Here is an 18,446-nt window from a genome sequence, read left to right as displayed (position 1 = left end):
TTGCATTGCAGGTTAATCTTTAATGGGAAGGTTCCTCCTTCTGTGTATAAGAGAACCCTGTCGCTACGCTCCGGAACCTCTTATACACAGAAGGAGGGGACTCATATACAGTCAAGAAATTGCACTTCTATCTTGAATGTATATATGCTGCTGCAAAAGGCAATGGGTGTTGAAATAATAAAGTGATATTTTGCTCATGGGCAGAGATGAGGTTTTGTTTTCTTATTGTTTGTCATTTTTTATGATGATTTGTATGTTTTTTCTTGAAATTCCTTGCGAATTTTCTTCGGAATGCAAGTAAATGCGTTATTTTTTTGTAATTTTGCACATTAGTAATATGTTTTTGGTGTAGGATGTTTGTCTTTCATCATCAGTCAGGCATATTTTTCATACATAAATATCATTCATTAATTTAACAACAAAAGCTTATGCAGAAATTTTTCCTTCGGACCATGTTCGTCCTCACATTCCTTGTGGGCGGAATGGTCATGGAAGCACAAGCGGAAAGCACAACCCCGAAGAAGGGTGTCATCCGTGTGAAGCTGCAGCCGGAAGTGGCGTTGCAAGTGGGCACTGCCCCTCGCATGCGCACCAACGGCGTGGTGACCACCGGCATCCGTCCTCTTGACAGGGCTGCCCGCAATGTGAAAGCTATCAGCATCCGTCCGATGCTCCCTTATTCCGCGAAGTTCGCGAAGCAGAGAGCGGAGTACGGACTTGACCGCTGGTATGTGGTTACTTTCGATGAGTCGGTTTCATCGGCTGAGGCTCGCAAGGTGTTTGCGACGACGGCAGGTGTGGAACTCTCGGAAGTCGTTACTCCCATGTCCCTGAAAGAGGGCAACAAAGGGTTCCGGAAACTTGACCGTAGCAAGGTGCTCACCGCTCCTGCGGCGACCATGCCTTTCAACGACCCTTTCCTTCCGCAGCAGTGGCACTATCAGAATTTCGGCACAATCCCTTACAGTGTCGTTGGTGCCGACATCAACCTGTTCAACGCATGGAAGGTTTCGACCGGTTCTGACGATGTCCTTGTGGCAATCATCGACGGTGGTGTGGACTACACTCATGAGGACCTTAACCAGAACATGTATGTCAACACTGCCGAGCTCAACGGCAAGGAGGGTGTCGATGACGATGGCAACGGCTATGTCGACGACATCTACGGCTGGAACTTCTGTACCAACGAACCTAAGATTTACCCTCACAGCCATGGCACACACGTGGCAGGCACTGTGGCAGCCGTCAACAACAACGGCATCGGTGTCGGCGGTGTGGCAGGCGGCAACGGCACTCCGGGCTCAGGTGTGAAAATGATTTCATGCCAAGTGTTCGACTCCCGTTCCGGCACTGCTGACGGTGATTTCGCCGCAGCCATAATCTATGCGGCGGAGAAGGGTGCCACCATCGCCCAGTGCTCATGGGGATGGAGTGCCCCGGAGTACAAGGAGCAGGCTGTCCTCGACGCCATCGACTATTTCACTAAAGAGGCGCGCTCCGAGAAAATGAACGGCGGTCTCTGCATCTTCGCCACCGGCAATGACGGAAAGACCGGCAACTACTATCCTGCCGCTTACGACAAGTGTGTGGCGGTGACATCAATGACCTCCGAGCTGACCCCTGCCAGCTACTCCAACTACGGCGAGTGGGCTGACATCATCGCACCGGGCGGTCTGCTTGACTACGGCCAGGCACAGGGGGTCCTCTCCACTCTTCCCGGCAATGAGTATGGTTTCAATGAAGGAACATCCATGGCCACGCCTCATGTGTCGGGCATTGCTGCGCTTGTGCTCTCACGCTACGGTTCGCCGACATTCCTCAACGAGACTCTGCGCACGCAGCTCCTTACCTCTGTCAATGACTTCTACGGCTACGGAAACAACAAGCAGTATGAGGGACTCTACGGCTCCGGATATATCGATGCGGCAAAGGCTCTGCAGATGGACGAGACCGGCAAGCCGGAAAGCGTGAAGGACTTCGAGCTTTTTGCAGCACAGGATTATATCACTCTCTCATGGATAATCCCTGCATCTTCCGACAATAATGTCAACAACCATATCATCTACTACTCAAAGACTCCGTTCACAGCCTCCGACGACCTGACAAAGCTCCCTCGCGTGGCTGTCGACACAAAGTTCTATAATTCAGGTGACCCTTATACAACGGAAATCAAGAACCTTGACAACCTCACCACCTACTATGTGGCCATACAGGCAGTCAACCGTTGGGGCAAGGCTTCTGAACTCTCACCTGTCAAGAGTGTGACAACAAACGCAGGACCTAAGCTTACTGTGGATGAGGCAGAACTCTCCATGGCATCAGACGAGGCGAACCCTGTGGCAACCTCCCGCCTGACCATCAACAACGAGGCGGAAGGCATCCTCAAATGGGAGGCAACCCACCGCACTGTCTCTGCACAGATGCAGGCAGCACGCCCTATGCCGGGCAAAGTGGTTCCTTTCACAGGAAAGCTTTCCATACAGAAGGCTGCATACCGTGCTGCAACAGCGGCTGCGGAATATGACGCTGACGAATATCCGAAGAACATGACATGGTCAGAGCAGCTGTTTGCCATGATTGGCGATACAGACAAGTCGCTCCCGAACTCCATGGCACAGTGGTTCAAGGTCGACCCTGAGAAATATCCTGACGGATTCAACCTCACCTCTCTGTGGTTTGAAGCTCCGACAGAAGGCGTCTTCGGCGCGAATCCTAAGCTCGCTATCTACAAGGGTGATGTCGGAATCTCCAGTGCCTCACTCATTCAGGAGGTGGACTATATGTTCTTCACATATAACTACGACATTCCTCTCAAGGAACAGATATGGTTCGCTCCGGGAGAGTCCTTCTGGATTGTGGCACATTTCGACGCCAACCAGGAAGGTTTCCCTCTCAGCATGGGCCATACAACGCAGCCTAATGTCTCCAACAACAGCTACATGAGCAACGACCTCGGAAAGACATGGATGCAGCTCTCCACCGCACTGAAGGGCAGCAGCTACGAGTCCATGGCATCTGAGTTCGTATGGGCCATTCGCGCACGCTCTCTCAATCCGGACTGGAGTGAGGTTCTCGAGCTCAATCCTGCATCAGGTCAGGTGAAGAAGGGTGAGAAGCAGACTGTAGATGTTAAGGCTGACGGGCGAAAGATTGTCAACGGAAATTATTCTTTCAACCTCAACCTCACATCCAACGAGTCAGGCAACAAAGTGACAAAAGTCCCTGTACAGTTCTCTGTCAGCGGCAACAAGCCTTCCGTTGAGGTGCCTAAAGTCGTGAACTTCGGCAACATCCTTACCGGAGAGACAAAGACAATGACCGTGGAGGTTTATAACAAGGGCTACGGCTCTTTCCGTGGTTCGGAGTGGGGAGCAGGTCTCTATGATGGACAGAACATTACTTCCAGCTCCGAACATTTCTCCGGTCCGGAAAGTGTGAACAGTGGTTTCCCTGCACGTGCGATGACCAAGTTCGAACTTAAGTACAATCCTAAGAGCGCAGGTTCCCACAGTGGAACAATCACGTTCAGCAACGATAAGGGCGAGACAGTGAGAATCATTGTCCAGGGTTCTGCAACCGACCCGGCACGCCTTACTGTCACTCCACAGGAGGTTGAGGCCGGAACACTCACTCTCGGAGAAGCTCCTAAGGAACTGTCCTTCACTATCACCAACGACGGAAAGTATCCTCTGGAATATGTGTTCCCTAAATTCTCCTCACAGACAGTGGAGGGAGCGGCAAATCTCCATAAGTTCGGATACACCGTAGGCTCTACTCTCGAAGGCTACAATGAGTTCGCTTATGAGCCGGCTCCTGAGCTTATCAACCCTACGGATGTTGCTGCAACCTTCAATGATGCAGTCGCTTTGACAAAGCCTGTGTCACTTGGCTTCAATTTCCCATTCTACGGAAAGAGCTATGACAAGGTCTACATCACATCATTCGGCGGCGTCCTCTTCGCACCTAACCAGGAGACACTCCGCAGCCCGCTGTCCGAGACATCGACATCACTCGCCGGCACAGGAGCAATCATGGCTTACGGACGCCAGCTTCAGATGGCTCCGGACTCAAAGGTAGAGTACGGAACGAAGGACGGTAAGTTCGTCATCAACTTCAAGGACGTTCTCGCTCTTGTCTATGATAAGGACTATACGCCTATATCATTCCACATGACACTCTCTCCGGACGGAAACGTGGAGATGTTCTATGACAATTACGACCCGTCAGGAATGTTCCAGCAGGGCAGCTCGCTCTATTGCGGCATCGCCGACCCTGACATGGCTGACTGCGTGACATTGACTTCCGCAGACATGGCGGACTGGTTCGGTGTCAGCGAGCCTACAGCCGACAACTCACGCTTCCGACTCTTCACATCAGGAACAGCAGTGAAATTTGAGGCTCCGCGTGCACAATTCGTACGCACTCTCGAGCCTGCTTACGGCATTGTCAGCCCCGGCGAGTCCGTGGAGGTGAAGGCTACAGTAAGCGTCAGCGATGACATGAATGCTGGAGAGACCTACAACAATCTCGCCATCGTCACCAACGACCCTGCTCCGGCAATCTCCGCAGTACGCTTCAATGCTGTCGTCAGTGAGGAAGGCATGGAGCCTCTCGCTGTCGTGGATAACAATAAGATTGATTTCGGAAAAGTGTTCCGCACGTCAAAACTTGTCCTGCCGGTGGCTCTGAAGAACAATGGCCATAAGGCTATGACTCTCACCGGTGCGACATTCGAGAAGAATGCTCTCACTGTCTCTAACGAGCTTCCTGTAGAAGTGAAGCCGGGCTCTTCCGTGGATATTCTTGTCAATGTTCCTACGGACAAGGAGGGCGCTGTGGCAGACAAACTCACTCTCACCACAGATGCCGGTGCGCTTGAAGTTTCCATCAAGGGTACTGTCATCGGATGTCCGGACTTGGGACTCTCACTGGAAAGCATCAAAGAGACTCTGGAGAGCGGCACGCCACTCACCAAGACTCTTGAAATCTCAAACAACGGCAACGAGCCTCTCGAGTACGCTTTCTCTTCCGATGAGAATGTGAAGGTTGTTGTACCTGAGAAGAAAGACTCTGAAGTGTCTTATGTCTACGGAGCTTCCGTTGACAACAAGGCAGAATACGACTGGGTGGACATCGTCGATAATGGTCTCGGAGAGCAGAATGCGTTCCGTTACTACAACAACCATGACTTCGTCGAGGTAGAGCTTCCGTTTGAATTCCCATACTACGGCAAGAAGTATTCCAAGATGTATGTCTACAACACCGGTTTTGTATCGTTTACAGAACGCCGCGATGACAAGATATGGCCTGAACCACCGGGAGAATTCCCAGAAGGAACAGTGTTCCATAACATCATCGCACCGTACTGGGGTCTCCACACCATGAACACCACAAAGACAGGCGGCACATACCATTATGTCACAAAGGACCGCGCCGTGGTTTCCTTCATGGAATACGGCAACTCTATGAACTACGGTGTCTGCTACCAGCTCATCATGGAGAAGGACGGCAGCTTCAAGTTCCAGTACAAGGGCTATGACGAGAATGCTAACATCATGTCGGCTTTCGGTCTTGCAGGAACATGTAACGAGGATGCTACGGACGCTATCCGTCTGCCTGAACGCTACATCGCCTTCGGCAATGCCGTGGCATTCACTCCTGTCATCAAGAACACTGTGGCACCGGGCAAGAAGGATGTCGTGACAGTCACTGTCAACACCGACCGCCTGGCAGGCGAGTACCCAAGCACAATCTCAATTGCAACAAACGTTCCGTCAAAGGAGACTGTGGAGATACCTGTGAACATTACAATCACAGGCGAGGCAAAACCTGTCATCACTGATGCCGTGAATGTTGAGAACGTACGCGGCTACCGCAACATGGATATGTCTGACCCTCTGGTACAGCAGGGATTCTGCTACGGAGCATACTTCTCTGCTGCAAACGAGGGAACGGCTGCATTCGAGGTTGTCGATGTCACCTACATTTCTCCGATGATTCAGGACCCATGGTTCGGTTTTGAAATGCCTGCATTCCAACTTCTTGCCAAGCTTCCAGGATTCGACTGGATGACAGGCGAACCGACAGGCACCGACACATGGCAGACTGTGGAACCGGGATTCTTCCAGCCTCAGACCGTAGGCAAGGCTCCTCTGGAGTTCGCTGTGGCTATGCAGGAGGGCGAATACTGGGAGACACCGGGCGTGTATGAGGTTCCTGTGACAATAACCTATGTGGCTAACGGTGAGACAAAACAGAAGACCGTGGATGTCAAGTTCACTGTCACACCGGCTCCGGCAATGGCGTTCGACAAGCCGGAACTGCGCATCTCCAACGCTGCTGACAACCATACTTCCGTAGAGACCCTCAAGATCACCAACACCGGCGAGTACAAGCTGAATTACTCATTCTACCTTGACCCGTCAGGCGTAGGGGAAGTACAGGAAGATCTCGGCGGAGGTATCGCTCCGACATCATTCACCAAGGCTCTCACTGCTGACGGTGAGGTGCCTGCAGACCTCTATGACGGTATGCTGCCGAAGGTTAAGGCTCATGGCAGCCAGAGAGACGTCAATCCGTTTGACCTCCCTACAAACTTTGAGTTCACCAACGCTCTCTACTATGATGCAATGCCGGGCAGCCAGGCTCTCTATAACTATGGTGCAGGCAATCTCTTTGATGTTTATAAAGAATCAATAGCGTTCAAGGCTCCGAATACAGGTATCAATGTATCACATATTTATATACCTGTGGTAACGGAGGGTGCTGAAAACGTCAACATCAAAGTAGAACTCCTCTCAGGTTCTAACCCTGAAGACGAGGGCGATGTCCTCGGACGCGGCACTCTCTTCATAGAGTCACAACCGGATCCAAGGCAGGGCAATTTCTATATCGTGCCTCTTGAGAAGCCTGTCTACATGAACCCTAACGAAGAGTTCAACGTAGTGGTCACTTACCCTGAGGGACTTCAGTACCCTGCTTACCTCTGCGTCAAGGAAGAGCCTGTCAAGGCAGGACGCTACCTCGGCTGGACAGAGGGGACAGGCTGGTATGACATAGGACAGCTCTTTGAGGATCAGGTCGGCTCTGTCGGCTATATCCTGACATGCCTTGAGACAACTCCGGGCGAGCCTTGGATAAGCCTTGTCACTGAGGAGACAGAAGGCGAGCTTGCCGTAGGTGGCGAGAAAGAGGTGAAGGTCAAGGTCAATGCTGCCGCTGCACGTCTTGAGAAGAACAACAAGGCGGTCATCGTCATCAAGAGCAATGACCCTGCACAGCCTGTCGTAAACTTCCCTGTATATCTTGACAAGAACGGCGCACCGGTTATAGACGCTCCTTCAGGAAAGGTTTATGCTAAGGAAGGTCAGACAACAAACGTTCTCTTCACCGTATTTGACGAGGATGGCGACGACATCACTCTGAAACTTGATGACAACGAGGGAATAGCTTCTGTTGGCGAGGTTTCCGCTTCCGAAGGTGACAACATCACTGTCGAGAAGGCTGAGAATGGCACAATGACCGTCAAGGGTGCTACAATGCCTGTTAATGTGAATGTTACTCTTGCTCCTGCATTCGGACAGGAAGGTGCACACATGTTCACACTCACAGCTGCTGACAATGCAGGCCATACCTCTGCCGTCACACAGGCTTACGAGGTGGAGAACGTCAACCGTGCTCCTGAGGCAGAAGGTGACTTGGACATCACTGTCAAGCTCGGTGAACTGTCAAAGGTGACTGAGTTTGCGACAATCTTCACTGACCCTGACGGCGATGAGATGACCTACAGCTTCAACTTCCCTGCAAATGCTGTTGCCGATGCGTTCACAACACCGACAGGTGTGGTGTTCCATGGTAGAAGTTTGGGTACTGCTTCCGGCACGATCACCGCTACTGACAGTGAGGGACTCTCCACTTCCGTGAAGGTGAATGTGACGGTAAGTGACAATGTAGGCATCGACGAACTGACAGCAGGCAATGGTCTGATAAGCCTTTCTGCTTCCGCATTCCACGAGTCACTCAACTTCAAGTCTCTCGTAAACGGCAGCCTCTCTGCCAAGATTTATGACGCGGCAGGCCAGTGCGTGCACGCTTCCGACCTTGGTGTCGCAGCAGGAAACACCTACAGTATCGCCCTCGGTGGCAATGCCGACGGTGTGTACATCCTCCATGTGACATCCGCAGGCAAGACAGAGACCTACCGCTTCATCAAGCGATAAGTTGGTTCTTTAAGTGACTGTTGGAGAATGATTTATACTAAAACATAGTTGTTTCTTAGTACAAATACAACTTAAATGTAAAGTAATTTGCAATAGTTACTGAGTAAATAAAATGAAGCCGTACCTGATATGGGTGCGGCTTCATTTCGTTTGTCGATGCCATGTTTCTTAGGGGGTATGACTTAAGGGAAAACAAAAGGTAACACTTTGCACCATAAAAGGTAACACTTTGCACCATAAAAGGTTACACTTTACAGCATAAAAGGTAACCTTTCGTCACACGAAAGATTACCTTTTTATATAATATTGAAAACCAATACTTTGCCAAACAGATACGATACTATTTGTTGTATATCTTCTCCGCCTGCCTGGAGCCGTCGTTTGCAGCGATGCCCGATAGTTGGAAATAGACGACACTGAGAGGATTCTTCGGTTTCAGCTGCACATAGATTTCCTTCAGGATGCACCGCCTGCCGTTGATTGTGCACAGCGCCACCCATTTGCCTTTGTGCTTGCATATCTGCAGGTTGCGCTTCTTGTAGGCGGTAAGGCGCACTTCCGCCTCCTGATTGCCGCGGTTCAGCACTTTCACTCCGTACGCCATCTTGCGCTGGAAATATGAAAGTTCGTTCTCATGTCCCGGGTTGTCGGAGTTGTTGTGCCAATAGACATGCACCGGGTCGTCCATGTTGAGCTTGCCGTTCTTCACCCTTGCGTCGTAGCAGACCCAGTTCGGATTAAGGCTTCGTGCGATGTGGAACAGGCGTTCATCGGCGCTTGCCGTGGTGGAAAGTGTCGAAAGGTGGAGTGTGAAGATGAGGATTAGTGAGAAAATTCTTTTCATCTGTCTGACGATTGACGTTTTTTTTTGCTTATGCAAGGCACTTCACGAGGAAGAAACCGCCGATGACAAGCCATACGTAAAGCACGCCGGCAAGGTAGAACGGTTTCGCTCCCGCCTGCTTGAACTTGTCGATGCATGTGTCGCTGCCGAGGGCTGTCATGGCGAGTGTGAGCATGAAGGTGGAGACAATCTCCACTATTTTCAGGCTGTCGGTGAGCCATTGCCGGTCGCCGAACATGGCGTGAAGACCGCTGTTGACACCTATCATAAGCAGGAAGACGAAGGCGAACCAAGGGATGTTTATCTTGTTTTTCTTCTTTTCGCAGCCGTTTGTGCCGCTTTTCCCGCTGTCCTTTTTCCTCAGAAGCCACGACATGGCGATGAGGACAGGTACAAGGAGCATGACGCGCACCATTTTCACGATGAGGGAGTCTGTCGCTATTTGGTCGCCCATGGCATTGCCGGCACCAACAACGTGTGCCACTTCGTGGAGCGTCGAACCTGTGTAGATGCCCATTTGCTGAGGGGTGAGGAGGTCGGCGAGGCCGCTGCGGTACATGATAGGATAGAGGAACATGGACAATGTGCCGAAGATGACCACCGTGCTGACTGCCACCGCTGTCTGGTGGGGCTTGCCTTTGACGATGGATTCCGCACCGAGGACTGCCGCCGCGCCACAGATGGCGGAGCCGGTGGACGTCATGAGGGTTGTCTCGCGGTCAATGCCGAGCCGCCGTCCGAGCCATACGCCGAGGAGGATGGTCATGATGACCACGATGCAGTCTATCAGGACGGCCTTCGGTCCGACGGCGATGACATCCTGGAATGTCAGGCGGAAGCCGTAGAGGATGATGCCCAGGCGCAGCATACGTTTGGAGCAGAACTTTATTCCGCCGTCCCACTCCTTCGGTTGCCTGTTCCTTAGTGTGTTGGCGTAGACCATACCGATGAGTATGCCTATAATCAAGGAACTGAAAGACAGTGCCTTTACTGCCGGAAGTGTGGCGATGTACCATGCCGCAACGGACATTGCGGCGATGACAAGGAATCCTTTTACTGAATTGCTGTTCATCTTTTTCTGTATAATGTTTGTTGTTTGTTATGATTATATTGCCGGCTTTGTGCTGTTGTCAGGCTTGTTTTTCTGTGTTTTCCCTGCCGATACTGTTGGCGACAATATAGCCCATTGTCCATGCAGCCTGAAGGTTGAAGCCTCCAGTGACAGCGTCCACATCAAGGACTTCCCCTGCAAAGTAGAGTCCGGGGTAGCGGCGTGATTCAAGAGTGCCGGGTTTTATGTTGCTCAGGGCTATGCCTCCGCAGGTGACAAACTCCTCCTTGAACGTGCCACGCCCTGCTATGTGGTGCGTGTCGCTTGTCAGTACGGTGGCGAGACGGTTAAGCTGCTTGTCGCCGATTTCCATCCATTTCTTTGTCGGGGAAAGCCCTGCACGCTGCAGAAGGTAGCACCACAGGCGTTGGTTCAATGCGGCCGGGTAGACGCTTGACAGCTGTTTTTGGCGGTTGTTGTCACGGTAGTTGTGCAGTTCTGCCACAGTCTCCTGCTCTTTCTGCTCGCCAAGCCAGCCGATGCAGACATCCGCCTCGTAGTCTTTCTCGGCAAGAAGTCGCGCACTGTAGGACGAAAGGCGCAGTATGGCAGGGCCGGAAAGTCCCCAATGGGTTATGAGCAAAGGACCTGAAGACTGGAGTTTTGTGCCGCAGAGTTTGCATGTGGCATGCTCGACGACCGTTCCCATGAGTTCGTGCAGTGCCTTGTCGTTGACGTTGAACGTGAACAATGCCGGCACGGGAGCTACCCTTTCGAGTTCGAGGGAGTCAAGAAAGGAGAGTCCGGAAGGCTTCGGAGCGCCGCCTGTCGTCACGACAACGTTGTCGTAGTCTGACATAATATCTTGCAAATCAGTGACTCTGTGGTTTAGAATCAGCTTCACTCCGAGGTTTTCCATAAGCCTTGTGAGCGTCAGGACAATCTCCATTGCGTCCTGAGAGGCAGGGAAAACGCAGTTGTCCTCCTGCACGACAAGGCGCACTCCCTCATCCTCGAACCATTGCATCGTGGCGTTGTGCGAGAATGTTTTCAAGGCTCTCTTCATGAGTCGTGCACCGCGAGGGTACACGCTCTCTATGCTCCGCACAGCGTTGAAAGAGTTTGTGAGGTTGCATCTGCCACCGCCCGTTATGGCAACCTTCGCCAATGGGCGTGTGCCGCTTTCGTAAACGCACACTTCAGAGTCGGGAAACCTTCGCTTGAGGGTTATCGCACAGAAGCAGCCGGCTGCACCGGCTCCGATGATTGCTGTTCGCATGGGTTGTTGGGTTATAAGGTTTTGGGGTCAGTATTGTCAGTACTGACAGAATTGACAATACTGACAATACTGTCGGAATTATAGGTTCTTGCGGATTATTGTAAGACCGTCGCGCAGAGGAAGGATGACGCGTGTTACCCTGTTGTCTGCCGCTATGTGGTCGTTGAAGGCGCGGATGCCCTGCGTCTGTCTGTCGCGTTGGTACTCCGGGTCTATGACATGGCCGTCCCAAAGAGTGTTGTCGGCAAGGATGAACGCACCCGGTGACATCAACGGAAGCAACGCTTCGTAGGTCTCGATGTATGTGCGTTTGTCGCCGTCTATGAATGCCATGTCGAACATCTCACCCACTTTCTGCGCCTCTGTGGCAGCATCGCCGATGATGAACGTCACCTTGTCCGCCCACGGCGACTGCTCTATCCACGGTCGGGTGAAATCCTCCTGCTCGTCGTTTATCTCGAATGTCCACAGATGTCCTTCCGCATCAAGCCCTTCAGCCATGCACAAGGCGGAGTAACCGGAGAATGTTCCCACCTCGATAACCCTCTTCGGTCGGACCATTTGCACAAGTATTTTCAACAGTCTGCCCTGCAGATGCCCACTTGCCATACGCCCATGGAGCATGTGGACATTAGTGGCGCGCCACAGCCGGTAGAGATATTCCGGTTCCGGGTCACTGTGTCCTATGACGTAACTGTCAAGAGCCGCCTCGCCGTCAAGTGTCGTATGGTTCGGGTCTTGTGTCTTTGACTTAGCCATTTGCGAGTGCTGAGATTGCGAGACGATAGGAATCGAGTCCGAAACCGCATATTACGCCCTTGCAGGCAGCGGAAATCATGGAGTGGTGGCGGAACTCTTCGCGAGTGTGGACATTAGAGATATGCACCTCGATGACGGGAGTTTTCACGGCGCGGATGCAGTCGTGGAGAGCTACGGAGGTATGGGTGTAGGCGCCGGCGTTGAGCACTATGCCGTCGTAGGAGAACCCTACCTCCTGGATTTTGTCAATCATCACGCCCTCGATGTTGCTCTGGAAATACTCCAACTCTATCTCCGGGAACATCGATTTGAGTTTGGGGACATACTCTTCGAAGGACATGCTGCCGTAGATTCCCGGCTCACGCACACCGAGAAGATTGAGGTTTGGACCGTTAAGAATAAGGATTTTCATCTTTTTTATTATCTGCGGAGTTTGTTTTATGACTTATTTTTTGTATTTTTGCATTATGTTTCGGCGCGTGCCATATCACGGTAATAAGGCAAATATGACAGCACTGGTGTAACATAATCTTTTTGCAAAGGTAATAAAATAAATGGAAAAAGCAAACAATAATAAAGAAATAACGAAACGTTTCCGCCGTTATCTTCGTCTTGAGCGTTCATATTCAGAGCATACGATGGATGCTTACATGAGGGATATCGACAAACTCCAGTCTTTCATTTCGTCAGAAAAAGGCGGTGAAGGAGCAGCGGAAAGCAAGTCGTTGCTGAAGGTCACGCTGCAGGACCTTCAGGCTTTCCTTGCCTCATTGTTTGACCTCGGCATCTCAGCGCGTTCACAATCAAGGATTCTCAGTGGCATACGGACATTTTATAAGTTCCTTTTGCTCGACGGATTCATAGTGCAGGACCCTACGGAACTTCTTGATTCGCCCACTCAGGGAGAGCATCTTCCTGAGGTGCTGAGCGTGGAAGAGATAGACATGCTTGAGGCTGCCATAGACCTTTCGCAACCTGAGGGGCAGCGCAACAAGGCGATTGTCGAGATGCTTTTCTCTTGCGGACTGCGCGTTTCGGAACTTGTAAACCTGCAGTTGTCCAATCTTTACCTTGACGAAGGCTTCATCCGTGTCATCGGAAAGGGCGACAAGGAACGCCTTGTGCCAATCTCGCCGCGTGCGATACAGGAACTAAGGTATTGGTTCATTGACCGTAACGCGATGAAGATAAAGCCCGGCGAGCAGAACTACGTGTTCCTGAACCGTCGCGGTGCTCACCTTACGCGCACCATGATTCTCATAATGATAAAGCGTCTCGGCGTGGAAGCCGGCATAAAGAAGACCATTTCCCCGCACACTCTGCGCCATTCCTTCGCCACATGCCTGTTGGAAGGTGGTGCCGACCTCCGTTCCATACAAGCTATGTTGGGACACGAAAAGATTGGCACCACCGAGATTTACACGCATCTTGATATGTCACGGCTGCGCGAGGACATAATAAACTGTCATCCGAGAAACATCAAATACTCTCAGGGCGAGGGGCTTTGAAAGGGCTTTTCTAAAGGCATTAAGGTTGTTAGGGACTTTAATGCCTTTAGAGTTTTTATAAAAAATGGGAGCAATATGTCGTCAGAATCCTTTGCGATATATGGTAACGCCGTCTTTGTTTATGTCGGCTATGAGTTCTTTGTTTGTTATTTCATTGAAGATACTGGTGTCAAAGAAAAAAGGAAGATAGGAGTAATGGAGCTTGTCGTCCAGCTCCAGCAAGTCCCGCCGTGTAAGGTTTTCGCCTTTCAGGGTTATGTCCACATCAGAGGCTTGACGGTTGTTGCCTTTTGCCCTCGAACCATACAGCACCACTTCCGCGATGTTCGGTATAGAAGAGAATATGTCGTTCATCTCCAGAATGTTACGCTCACTGAATCCATACATAGCCTTGTACTGTTTTTAGAGAAACATATCTGTTGGCGATGTCGTTGAGAGTTTTTCCATTCTTTTCAGGAAAGCGACCATCAATGGAAAGAAATCATTGACTATACGGCTTATCGCTTCTTGGGCTATCTCACCATTATAATTATGTGCAGTCTCATTTCTCCACTTTATCATGTCCATCCATGTCTCTGCATCAGTAATGAGTCCCATGTCAAAAGCATGTCTTGTGGCATCCCTTGAACCGCCTATGTCCTGCCGTCCTTGGTATTCTGCATAACATTTCATAAGTCGCCATGCGGTCTCATGTGTGAATTCAAATCGTTTCACTATACAGTCTTTCTCGAACTCGTTAAGAGTCCGTGACTTGCTTTCATTCACAATCTCCGCCAGCCTGCTTAGTGCTTTGCGGTAATTCCCTAATCGTTGCTCCCATCGTTCCATAACTGTATGATGTTAAGATAATCACAATAATCTTTTGCAAAGATAATAAAAATATAGATGATTCAAAGCATAAAACGAGAAAATAAAGCACATATCATCGTTTTTTCAGTACTATTGAATAAGGCAAATCCCCACCGGCTTCATTGTCGGTGGGGATTGTTTGTGCATAAACACTTATGCTTTGAGCTTCTCATGTATGTCAAGCAGGGACTGTTCTCCTCCCACATTGCCGGGGAAAATGATGTAGCCGAACTTCTCTGCCATGACACACGGGACACTGTTGATTGCTTGTCCCATGACCCTGCCGACTTTTATCGCAAGGCCTTTCGTGAGGATGTCATGGCTTGTTATGCCGCCTTTCGCCACAAGATAGGCAGGGGTGAAGGGCATGCGGCGCACGATTTCGACAAGGAAATCCGACACTGTCCGGCCGAGATGCTGGCGCTTCTCCGGGTCATCGATGCGCACTTCCTTCCTTGCCGTGAAGACAACAGGCGATTTGCCGTCATGGAACACGGCGGACATGGTGCTGATTGTCTCGTCCATAAGCCTTTCCTTGTCATCCAAGATGCGCTCTATCGGCAGCTCTATGCCACGGACTGTGCCGGCGGTGAGCAGATTCTCCAACTGTATGGTGGTCTTTTTCACATGTGAGCCTACTATGAACACTCCCGGAGTGTCACCCTTTATGCCGAGGTCCTCACGCGAAAGATAAGGCTTGTCACTGATTCCGGACATCGAACGTGGAAGAGACGACGAAGAGCGGATGACCACTGCACCGTCAAAGTCCTTTGTCTCCGCAAACAGTCTGTCACGGAAAGCGTCAAGCTCCGCATAACTTTCAGCATCGACAATCTCGTAATCGTCCGGATTTCCACCTTTTTCTATAATATAGTCTGTCAGCCTTGCGTTCTTGTAGCCAAAGACATTGTCACGCGCAAACTCCGTTTCCGACACAGGGACAAGCGTCTCTTCGCCCGCCATGCCTGAGGCTGACGGCACTTTCATGTAATGAACGCCCTCGATTGTCACCCTTCCGCTCTCGATGAACGCAGGGCAGAACGGTGTGCGCTGCCATACGTTTATGCCGTGCTTCTCCAATGTCCGTCGGATTATGTCTGTCTCCAACGGGAAGTGACCGCGAAGACAGGAGTCGCTGCGCGACACGCAAATCAGTCTGTAACCTGACTTTTCGTTCACTTTCAGCACAGCTTCCACGGCACTTTCAAGCACACTTTCCGCTTCGGAGGCTGTCAGTGCGCGAGTGTTTGTGAGCACATAGAAGAACGGCTGCTCATCGTTCATCGCCTTGATGATGTTCTCCTCGCTCCAGTCGGTGACGAGAAGGCAGCCGTGGACTGTCTGTATACCTGTCGGGTCGTCGTCGAAGACAACCATTTTCGTGTTCTTATTCATCTTCTGTGACTATTGGTTTTGAAGGGTTTATGAATGCGAAGAGTGTCGCACTGAGCAGAAGCATCGCGGCAATCATGTACAACGGCAGATTGTAGTTGCCTGTTGATTTCAGCAGATAGCCGAACATCAGCGAGCAGCAGAAGCCGCCGAGGTTGCCGAAGGTGTTCATCGCTCCGGAGACAAAGCCCGCATAATGCTTGCCGATGTCAATGCACAGTGCCCATGCCGACGGGAGCATGAGGTCGAAAATGCCGAAACAGAGCGACAGAAACACAAATACCGCCATCTTTCCCGGTATGAACGCCGCGAGTACCATGCACACGGCAGACACCGCAAGGCACACTGTGCCAAGGGCTTTCCTGCCCACCTTTATGCCGAAACGTGCCGTAAGCCTGTCCGTGAGGTAACCGCCGGCGATGTTGCCGAACATGCTCATAATGAAAGGTATAGCCACAGCATACTTCAATTCTTCGGCAGCGAAGCCGCGTCCCTGCTTCATGAACTCAGGGAACCATGTGAAAAAGAACCACGAACCGAAGGCGTAGAAGAAGTACATGCCGCAGATGATCCAGAACTGGCGGTGGGAAGCGATGTCGCGCCAAGGGATGTCCTTGCGCTTCTCCTTTATGATTTTCTTTGCCTGTTTAGCCTGTCTCGCACCGATATGCACCTTCTCGTTCGCCTGATGCAGACGCTCACGGACGGTGCGGTGGGGATGAGTCTTGTCACGGTAGGTGTAGACCCACACCAGCGCCCATATCGCTCCGATGCCTCCGAGCAGATAGAATGAGAAGCGCCAGCCGTGGTTTGCCACAAGAGGGATGACAAGGAACGGTGCGGCGGCTCCTCCGAGGCGTGTCGCAGCCCATACGAAGCCCTGCGCCTTGCCCACCTTCTCCTTCTCAAACCAGCGGCTTATGACACTCGTGGAGCATGGCGACGCACCCGCTTCGCCTATGCCGAAGCAGAAGCGTATGGCGAGCATGGACATCAGTCCGCCTGCCATGCCGGTGAAGCCTGTGAACAATGACCACCAGAGGACTATCAATGCCAGCACCCAACGGTGGCCTACCTTGTCGCCAAGTGCGCCCAAAGGTATCTGCATAAGGCCGTAGGAGAGGGTGAAGATGCTCATCACCCAGCCCCAGCCGCTTTGGTCTATGCCGAGGTCCTCCTTGATTTCCATGGAGGCGAAGGTGATGCATGTGCGGTCAAGGAATGTGATAACGCTCAGCACTACAAGGAGCACCAAGATAATGTTTTTCTTGCTCATGATGTCAGGTGTTTTTCTTTCCGGAGCTTTCCCTGTACGGACAGTGGTGGCATTTGCAGCCTTTTTTGCCATAAGACACGGAGCTTGTTGTGGTGGTGTATATGTCTGTTAATCAGGTGTGTATGCGTTATGTGTGACTTGCGCATACCATGCCCGTTGTGAAAGGTAACACTTTGTCATGCAAAAGGTAACACTTTACATGGTCAAAGGTAACACTTTATGGGGTGAAATGTTACCTTTCGCAAAGGCATATACCATGTCTCTGTTCACGCAGGCTTGTCAACTGCGGTGCACACCACTGCGGAACCACCCCGAACGGTGAGGGAATACGCTCCGGAAACAGCGTTATTTTTCCCAGTAAGTGCCAATCTCCAACATCTCGCGTGCCTCTGCCGGAGTAGCCGGCTCACAGCCCATAAGGCGGATTAGCTGCACAAGTTTTTCGACAAGTTCGGCGTTTGTGTGCGCACGCTGTCCCGGTGCGTAGTAGAAACTGTCCTCGAAGCCCACGCGTACGGCGTTTGCTCCCATGCCGATGGCACAGGCAAGCATAGAGAAATCCTTCATGGAGTCGTGGTTTATGCCCCACGATGAGCCGGGTTCTGCCAGCGCATTGAGTAGCGCAAGGTTGCGTCCTGTGGCGGAAAGGTTGCTGCTTGCACCCGGTCCGACACAGAAATTGTAGTGCAGAGGGCGGCGTATTACTCCCTCGTCGGCAAGGCGTGAGCAGCATTCCACGTGCGAAAGGTCGAACAGCTCCATTTCAGGAACCACGCCGGCCTCCTTCTGACGCTGTGCCCAATAGCGCAGGTCAGGGTTTGTGTTGACATAGACCGTCTCGCCGAAGTTCACTGAACCCATGTTCAGGGATGCTATTTCCACCTCCGGAACGTTGAGGCTCACGCAGCGCTGCTCAAGGGAAAGCGTTGAGAGTCCTCCCGTTGAGCCTTGGATGATGATGTCCGGAGCTTGCTCGCGAATCATGCCTATGGTCTTGGAGAACACGTCAAGCTCGAACGTAGGGTTGCCTTCGAGGTCGCGTGTGTGCAGATGCACTTGGCACGCCCCTGCCTTGTAGCAGTTGACGACGTCCTCCGTAATCTCTTCCGGTGTCAGCGGATTCTTGCACTCTGTCGGGATTTCCTTGCCCACATGGCATACAGGGGCAACGGTAACGATGATTTTTCTCATGTTTTTAGGTTAGTGGTTGTAGGTTATTGATTCAGGGATGCCATTGTCTTTTTCCCCTTGTAAGTTAGTGGTGGCAAA

The 18,446-nt window shown here is 51.5% G+C and carries 12 protein-coding genes; 2 read left to right on the top strand and 10 right to left on the bottom strand.

The window, feature by feature from the left end:
- Positions 1-428: 428 nt before the first annotated feature.
- Positions 429-8,219: a S8 family serine peptidase gene (locus HPS57_RS10070; protein WP_172182715.1), complete on the top strand. Its 7,791-nt coding sequence runs from the start codon at positions 429-431 to the stop codon at positions 8,217-8,219.
- A 340-nt stretch (positions 8,220-8,559) separates the two neighbouring features.
- Here the strand turns inward: HPS57_RS10070 and HPS57_RS10065 are convergent, their stop codons facing one another.
- From HPS57_RS10065 to aroQ, 5 genes are all read right to left on the bottom strand, one after another.
- Positions 8,560-9,063 carry a DUF4833 domain-containing protein gene (locus tag HPS57_RS10065; RefSeq protein WP_172182713.1) on the bottom strand — a complete coding sequence of 168 codons (504 nt, stop codon included), beginning with the start codon at positions 9,061-9,063 and terminating at the stop codon, positions 8,560-8,562.
- A 28-nt stretch (positions 9,064-9,091) separates the two neighbouring features.
- Positions 9,092-10,135: a YeiH family protein gene (locus HPS57_RS10060; protein WP_172182711.1), complete on the bottom strand. Its 1,044-nt coding sequence runs from the start codon at positions 10,133-10,135 to the stop codon at positions 9,092-9,094.
- Between the two features lie 58 nt (positions 10,136-10,193).
- Complete coding sequence (locus tag HPS57_RS10055) at positions 10,194-11,393, bottom strand: BaiN/RdsA family NAD(P)/FAD-dependent oxidoreductase (protein ID WP_172182710.1); 1,200 nt, start codon at positions 11,391-11,393, stop codon at positions 10,194-10,196.
- 78 nt (positions 11,394-11,471) lie between these two features.
- Positions 11,472-12,152 (bottom strand): O-methyltransferase, encoded by a 681-nt coding sequence (locus HPS57_RS10050; RefSeq protein ID WP_172182709.1) that lies wholly within the window; start codon positions 12,150-12,152, stop codon positions 11,472-11,474.
- The gene (gene aroQ, locus HPS57_RS10045) at positions 12,145-12,564 is read right to left on the bottom strand and encodes a type II 3-dehydroquinate dehydratase (protein ID WP_172182708.1); all 420 of its coding nucleotides are present in this window, start codon (positions 12,562-12,564) and stop codon (positions 12,145-12,147) included. Before aroQ ends, HPS57_RS10050 begins: the two co-directional genes overlap by 8 nt.
- Positions 12,565-12,706: 142 nt before the next feature.
- Here aroQ and HPS57_RS10040 point away from each other — a divergent pair, with 142 nt between their 5' ends.
- Entirely contained in the window at positions 12,707-13,660 is a 954-nt protein-coding gene (locus tag HPS57_RS10040; protein WP_172182707.1) for a site-specific tyrosine recombinase, read from the top strand.
- Positions 13,661-13,741: 81 nt separating this feature from the next.
- Here HPS57_RS10040 and HPS57_RS10035 read toward each other — a convergent pair whose 3' ends face one another.
- The 5 genes from HPS57_RS10035 to HPS57_RS10015 all read right to left on the bottom strand — a co-directional run bounded on the left by HPS57_RS10035 (position 13,742) and on the right by HPS57_RS10015 (position 18,368).
- Entirely contained in the window at positions 13,742-14,047 is a 306-nt protein-coding gene (locus HPS57_RS10035; RefSeq protein ID WP_172182706.1) for a nucleotidyltransferase domain-containing protein, read from the bottom strand.
- Positions 14,048-14,062: 15 nt separating this feature from the next.
- Entirely contained in the window at positions 14,063-14,488 is a 426-nt protein-coding gene (locus HPS57_RS10030) for a nucleotidyltransferase substrate binding protein (RefSeq protein ID WP_172182705.1), read from the bottom strand.
- Between the two features lie 174 nt (positions 14,489-14,662).
- A complete protein-coding gene (locus HPS57_RS10025) occupies positions 14,663-15,904 on the bottom strand; it encodes a four-carbon acid sugar kinase family protein (protein WP_172182704.1) in 1,242 nt (413 codons plus the stop codon).
- On the bottom strand, positions 15,897-17,249 hold the full coding sequence (locus tag HPS57_RS10020; RefSeq protein ID WP_172182703.1) for an MFS transporter: 1,353 nt from the start codon (positions 17,247-17,249) through the stop codon (positions 15,897-15,899). The genes HPS57_RS10025 and HPS57_RS10020 overlap by 8 nt, the downstream gene beginning before the upstream one ends.
- 273 nt (positions 17,250-17,522) lie before the next feature.
- Complete coding sequence (locus HPS57_RS10015; RefSeq protein ID WP_172182701.1) at positions 17,523-18,368, bottom strand: beta-keto acid cleavage family enzyme; 846 nt, start codon at positions 18,366-18,368, stop codon at positions 17,523-17,525.
- Between the last annotated feature and the right edge of the window lie 78 nt (positions 18,369-18,446).

Origin of the sequence: Palleniella intestinalis (genome assembly GCF_013166595.1) — a bacterium.
GTDB lineage: Bacteria > Bacteroidota > Bacteroidia > Bacteroidales > Bacteroidaceae > Prevotella > Prevotella intestinalis.
This window is presented reverse-complemented; position numbering and strand designations above follow the sequence as displayed.

Coding starts and splice junctions, on each gene's coding strand:
- HPS57_RS10070 (WP_172182715.1), top strand. CDS start 429: ATGCAGAAATTTTTCCTTCGGACCATGTTCGTCCTCACATTCCTTGTG.
- HPS57_RS10065 (WP_172182713.1), bottom strand. CDS start 9,063: ATGAAAAGAATTTTCTCACTAATCCTCATCTTCACACTCCACCTTTCG.
- HPS57_RS10060 (WP_172182711.1), bottom strand. CDS start 10,135: ATGAACAGCAATTCAGTAAAAGGATTCCTTGTCATCGCCGCAATGTCC.
- HPS57_RS10055 (WP_172182710.1), bottom strand. CDS start 11,393: ATGCGAACAGCAATCATCGGAGCCGGTGCAGCCGGCTGCTTCTGTGCG.
- HPS57_RS10050 (WP_172182709.1), bottom strand. CDS start 12,152: ATGGCTAAGTCAAAGACACAAGACCCGAACCATACGACACTTGACGGC.
- aroQ (WP_172182708.1), bottom strand. CDS start 12,564: ATGAAAATCCTTATTCTTAACGGTCCAAACCTCAATCTTCTCGGTGTG.
- HPS57_RS10040 (WP_172182707.1), top strand. CDS start 12,707: ATGGAAAAAGCAAACAATAATAAAGAAATAACGAAACGTTTCCGCCGT.
- HPS57_RS10035 (WP_172182706.1), bottom strand. CDS start 14,047: ATGTATGGATTCAGTGAGCGTAACATTCTGGAGATGAACGACATATTC.
- HPS57_RS10030 (WP_172182705.1), bottom strand. CDS start 14,488: ATGGAACGATGGGAGCAACGATTAGGGAATTACCGCAAAGCACTAAGC.
- HPS57_RS10025 (WP_172182704.1), bottom strand. CDS start 15,904: ATGAATAAGAACACGAAAATGGTTGTCTTCGACGACGACCCGACAGGT.
- HPS57_RS10020 (WP_172182703.1), bottom strand. CDS start 17,249: ATGGCAAAAAAGGCTGCAAATGCCACCACTGTCCGTACAGGGAAAGCT.
- HPS57_RS10015 (WP_172182701.1), bottom strand. CDS start 18,368: ATGAGAAAAATCATCGTTACCGTTGCCCCTGTATGCCATGTGGGCAAG.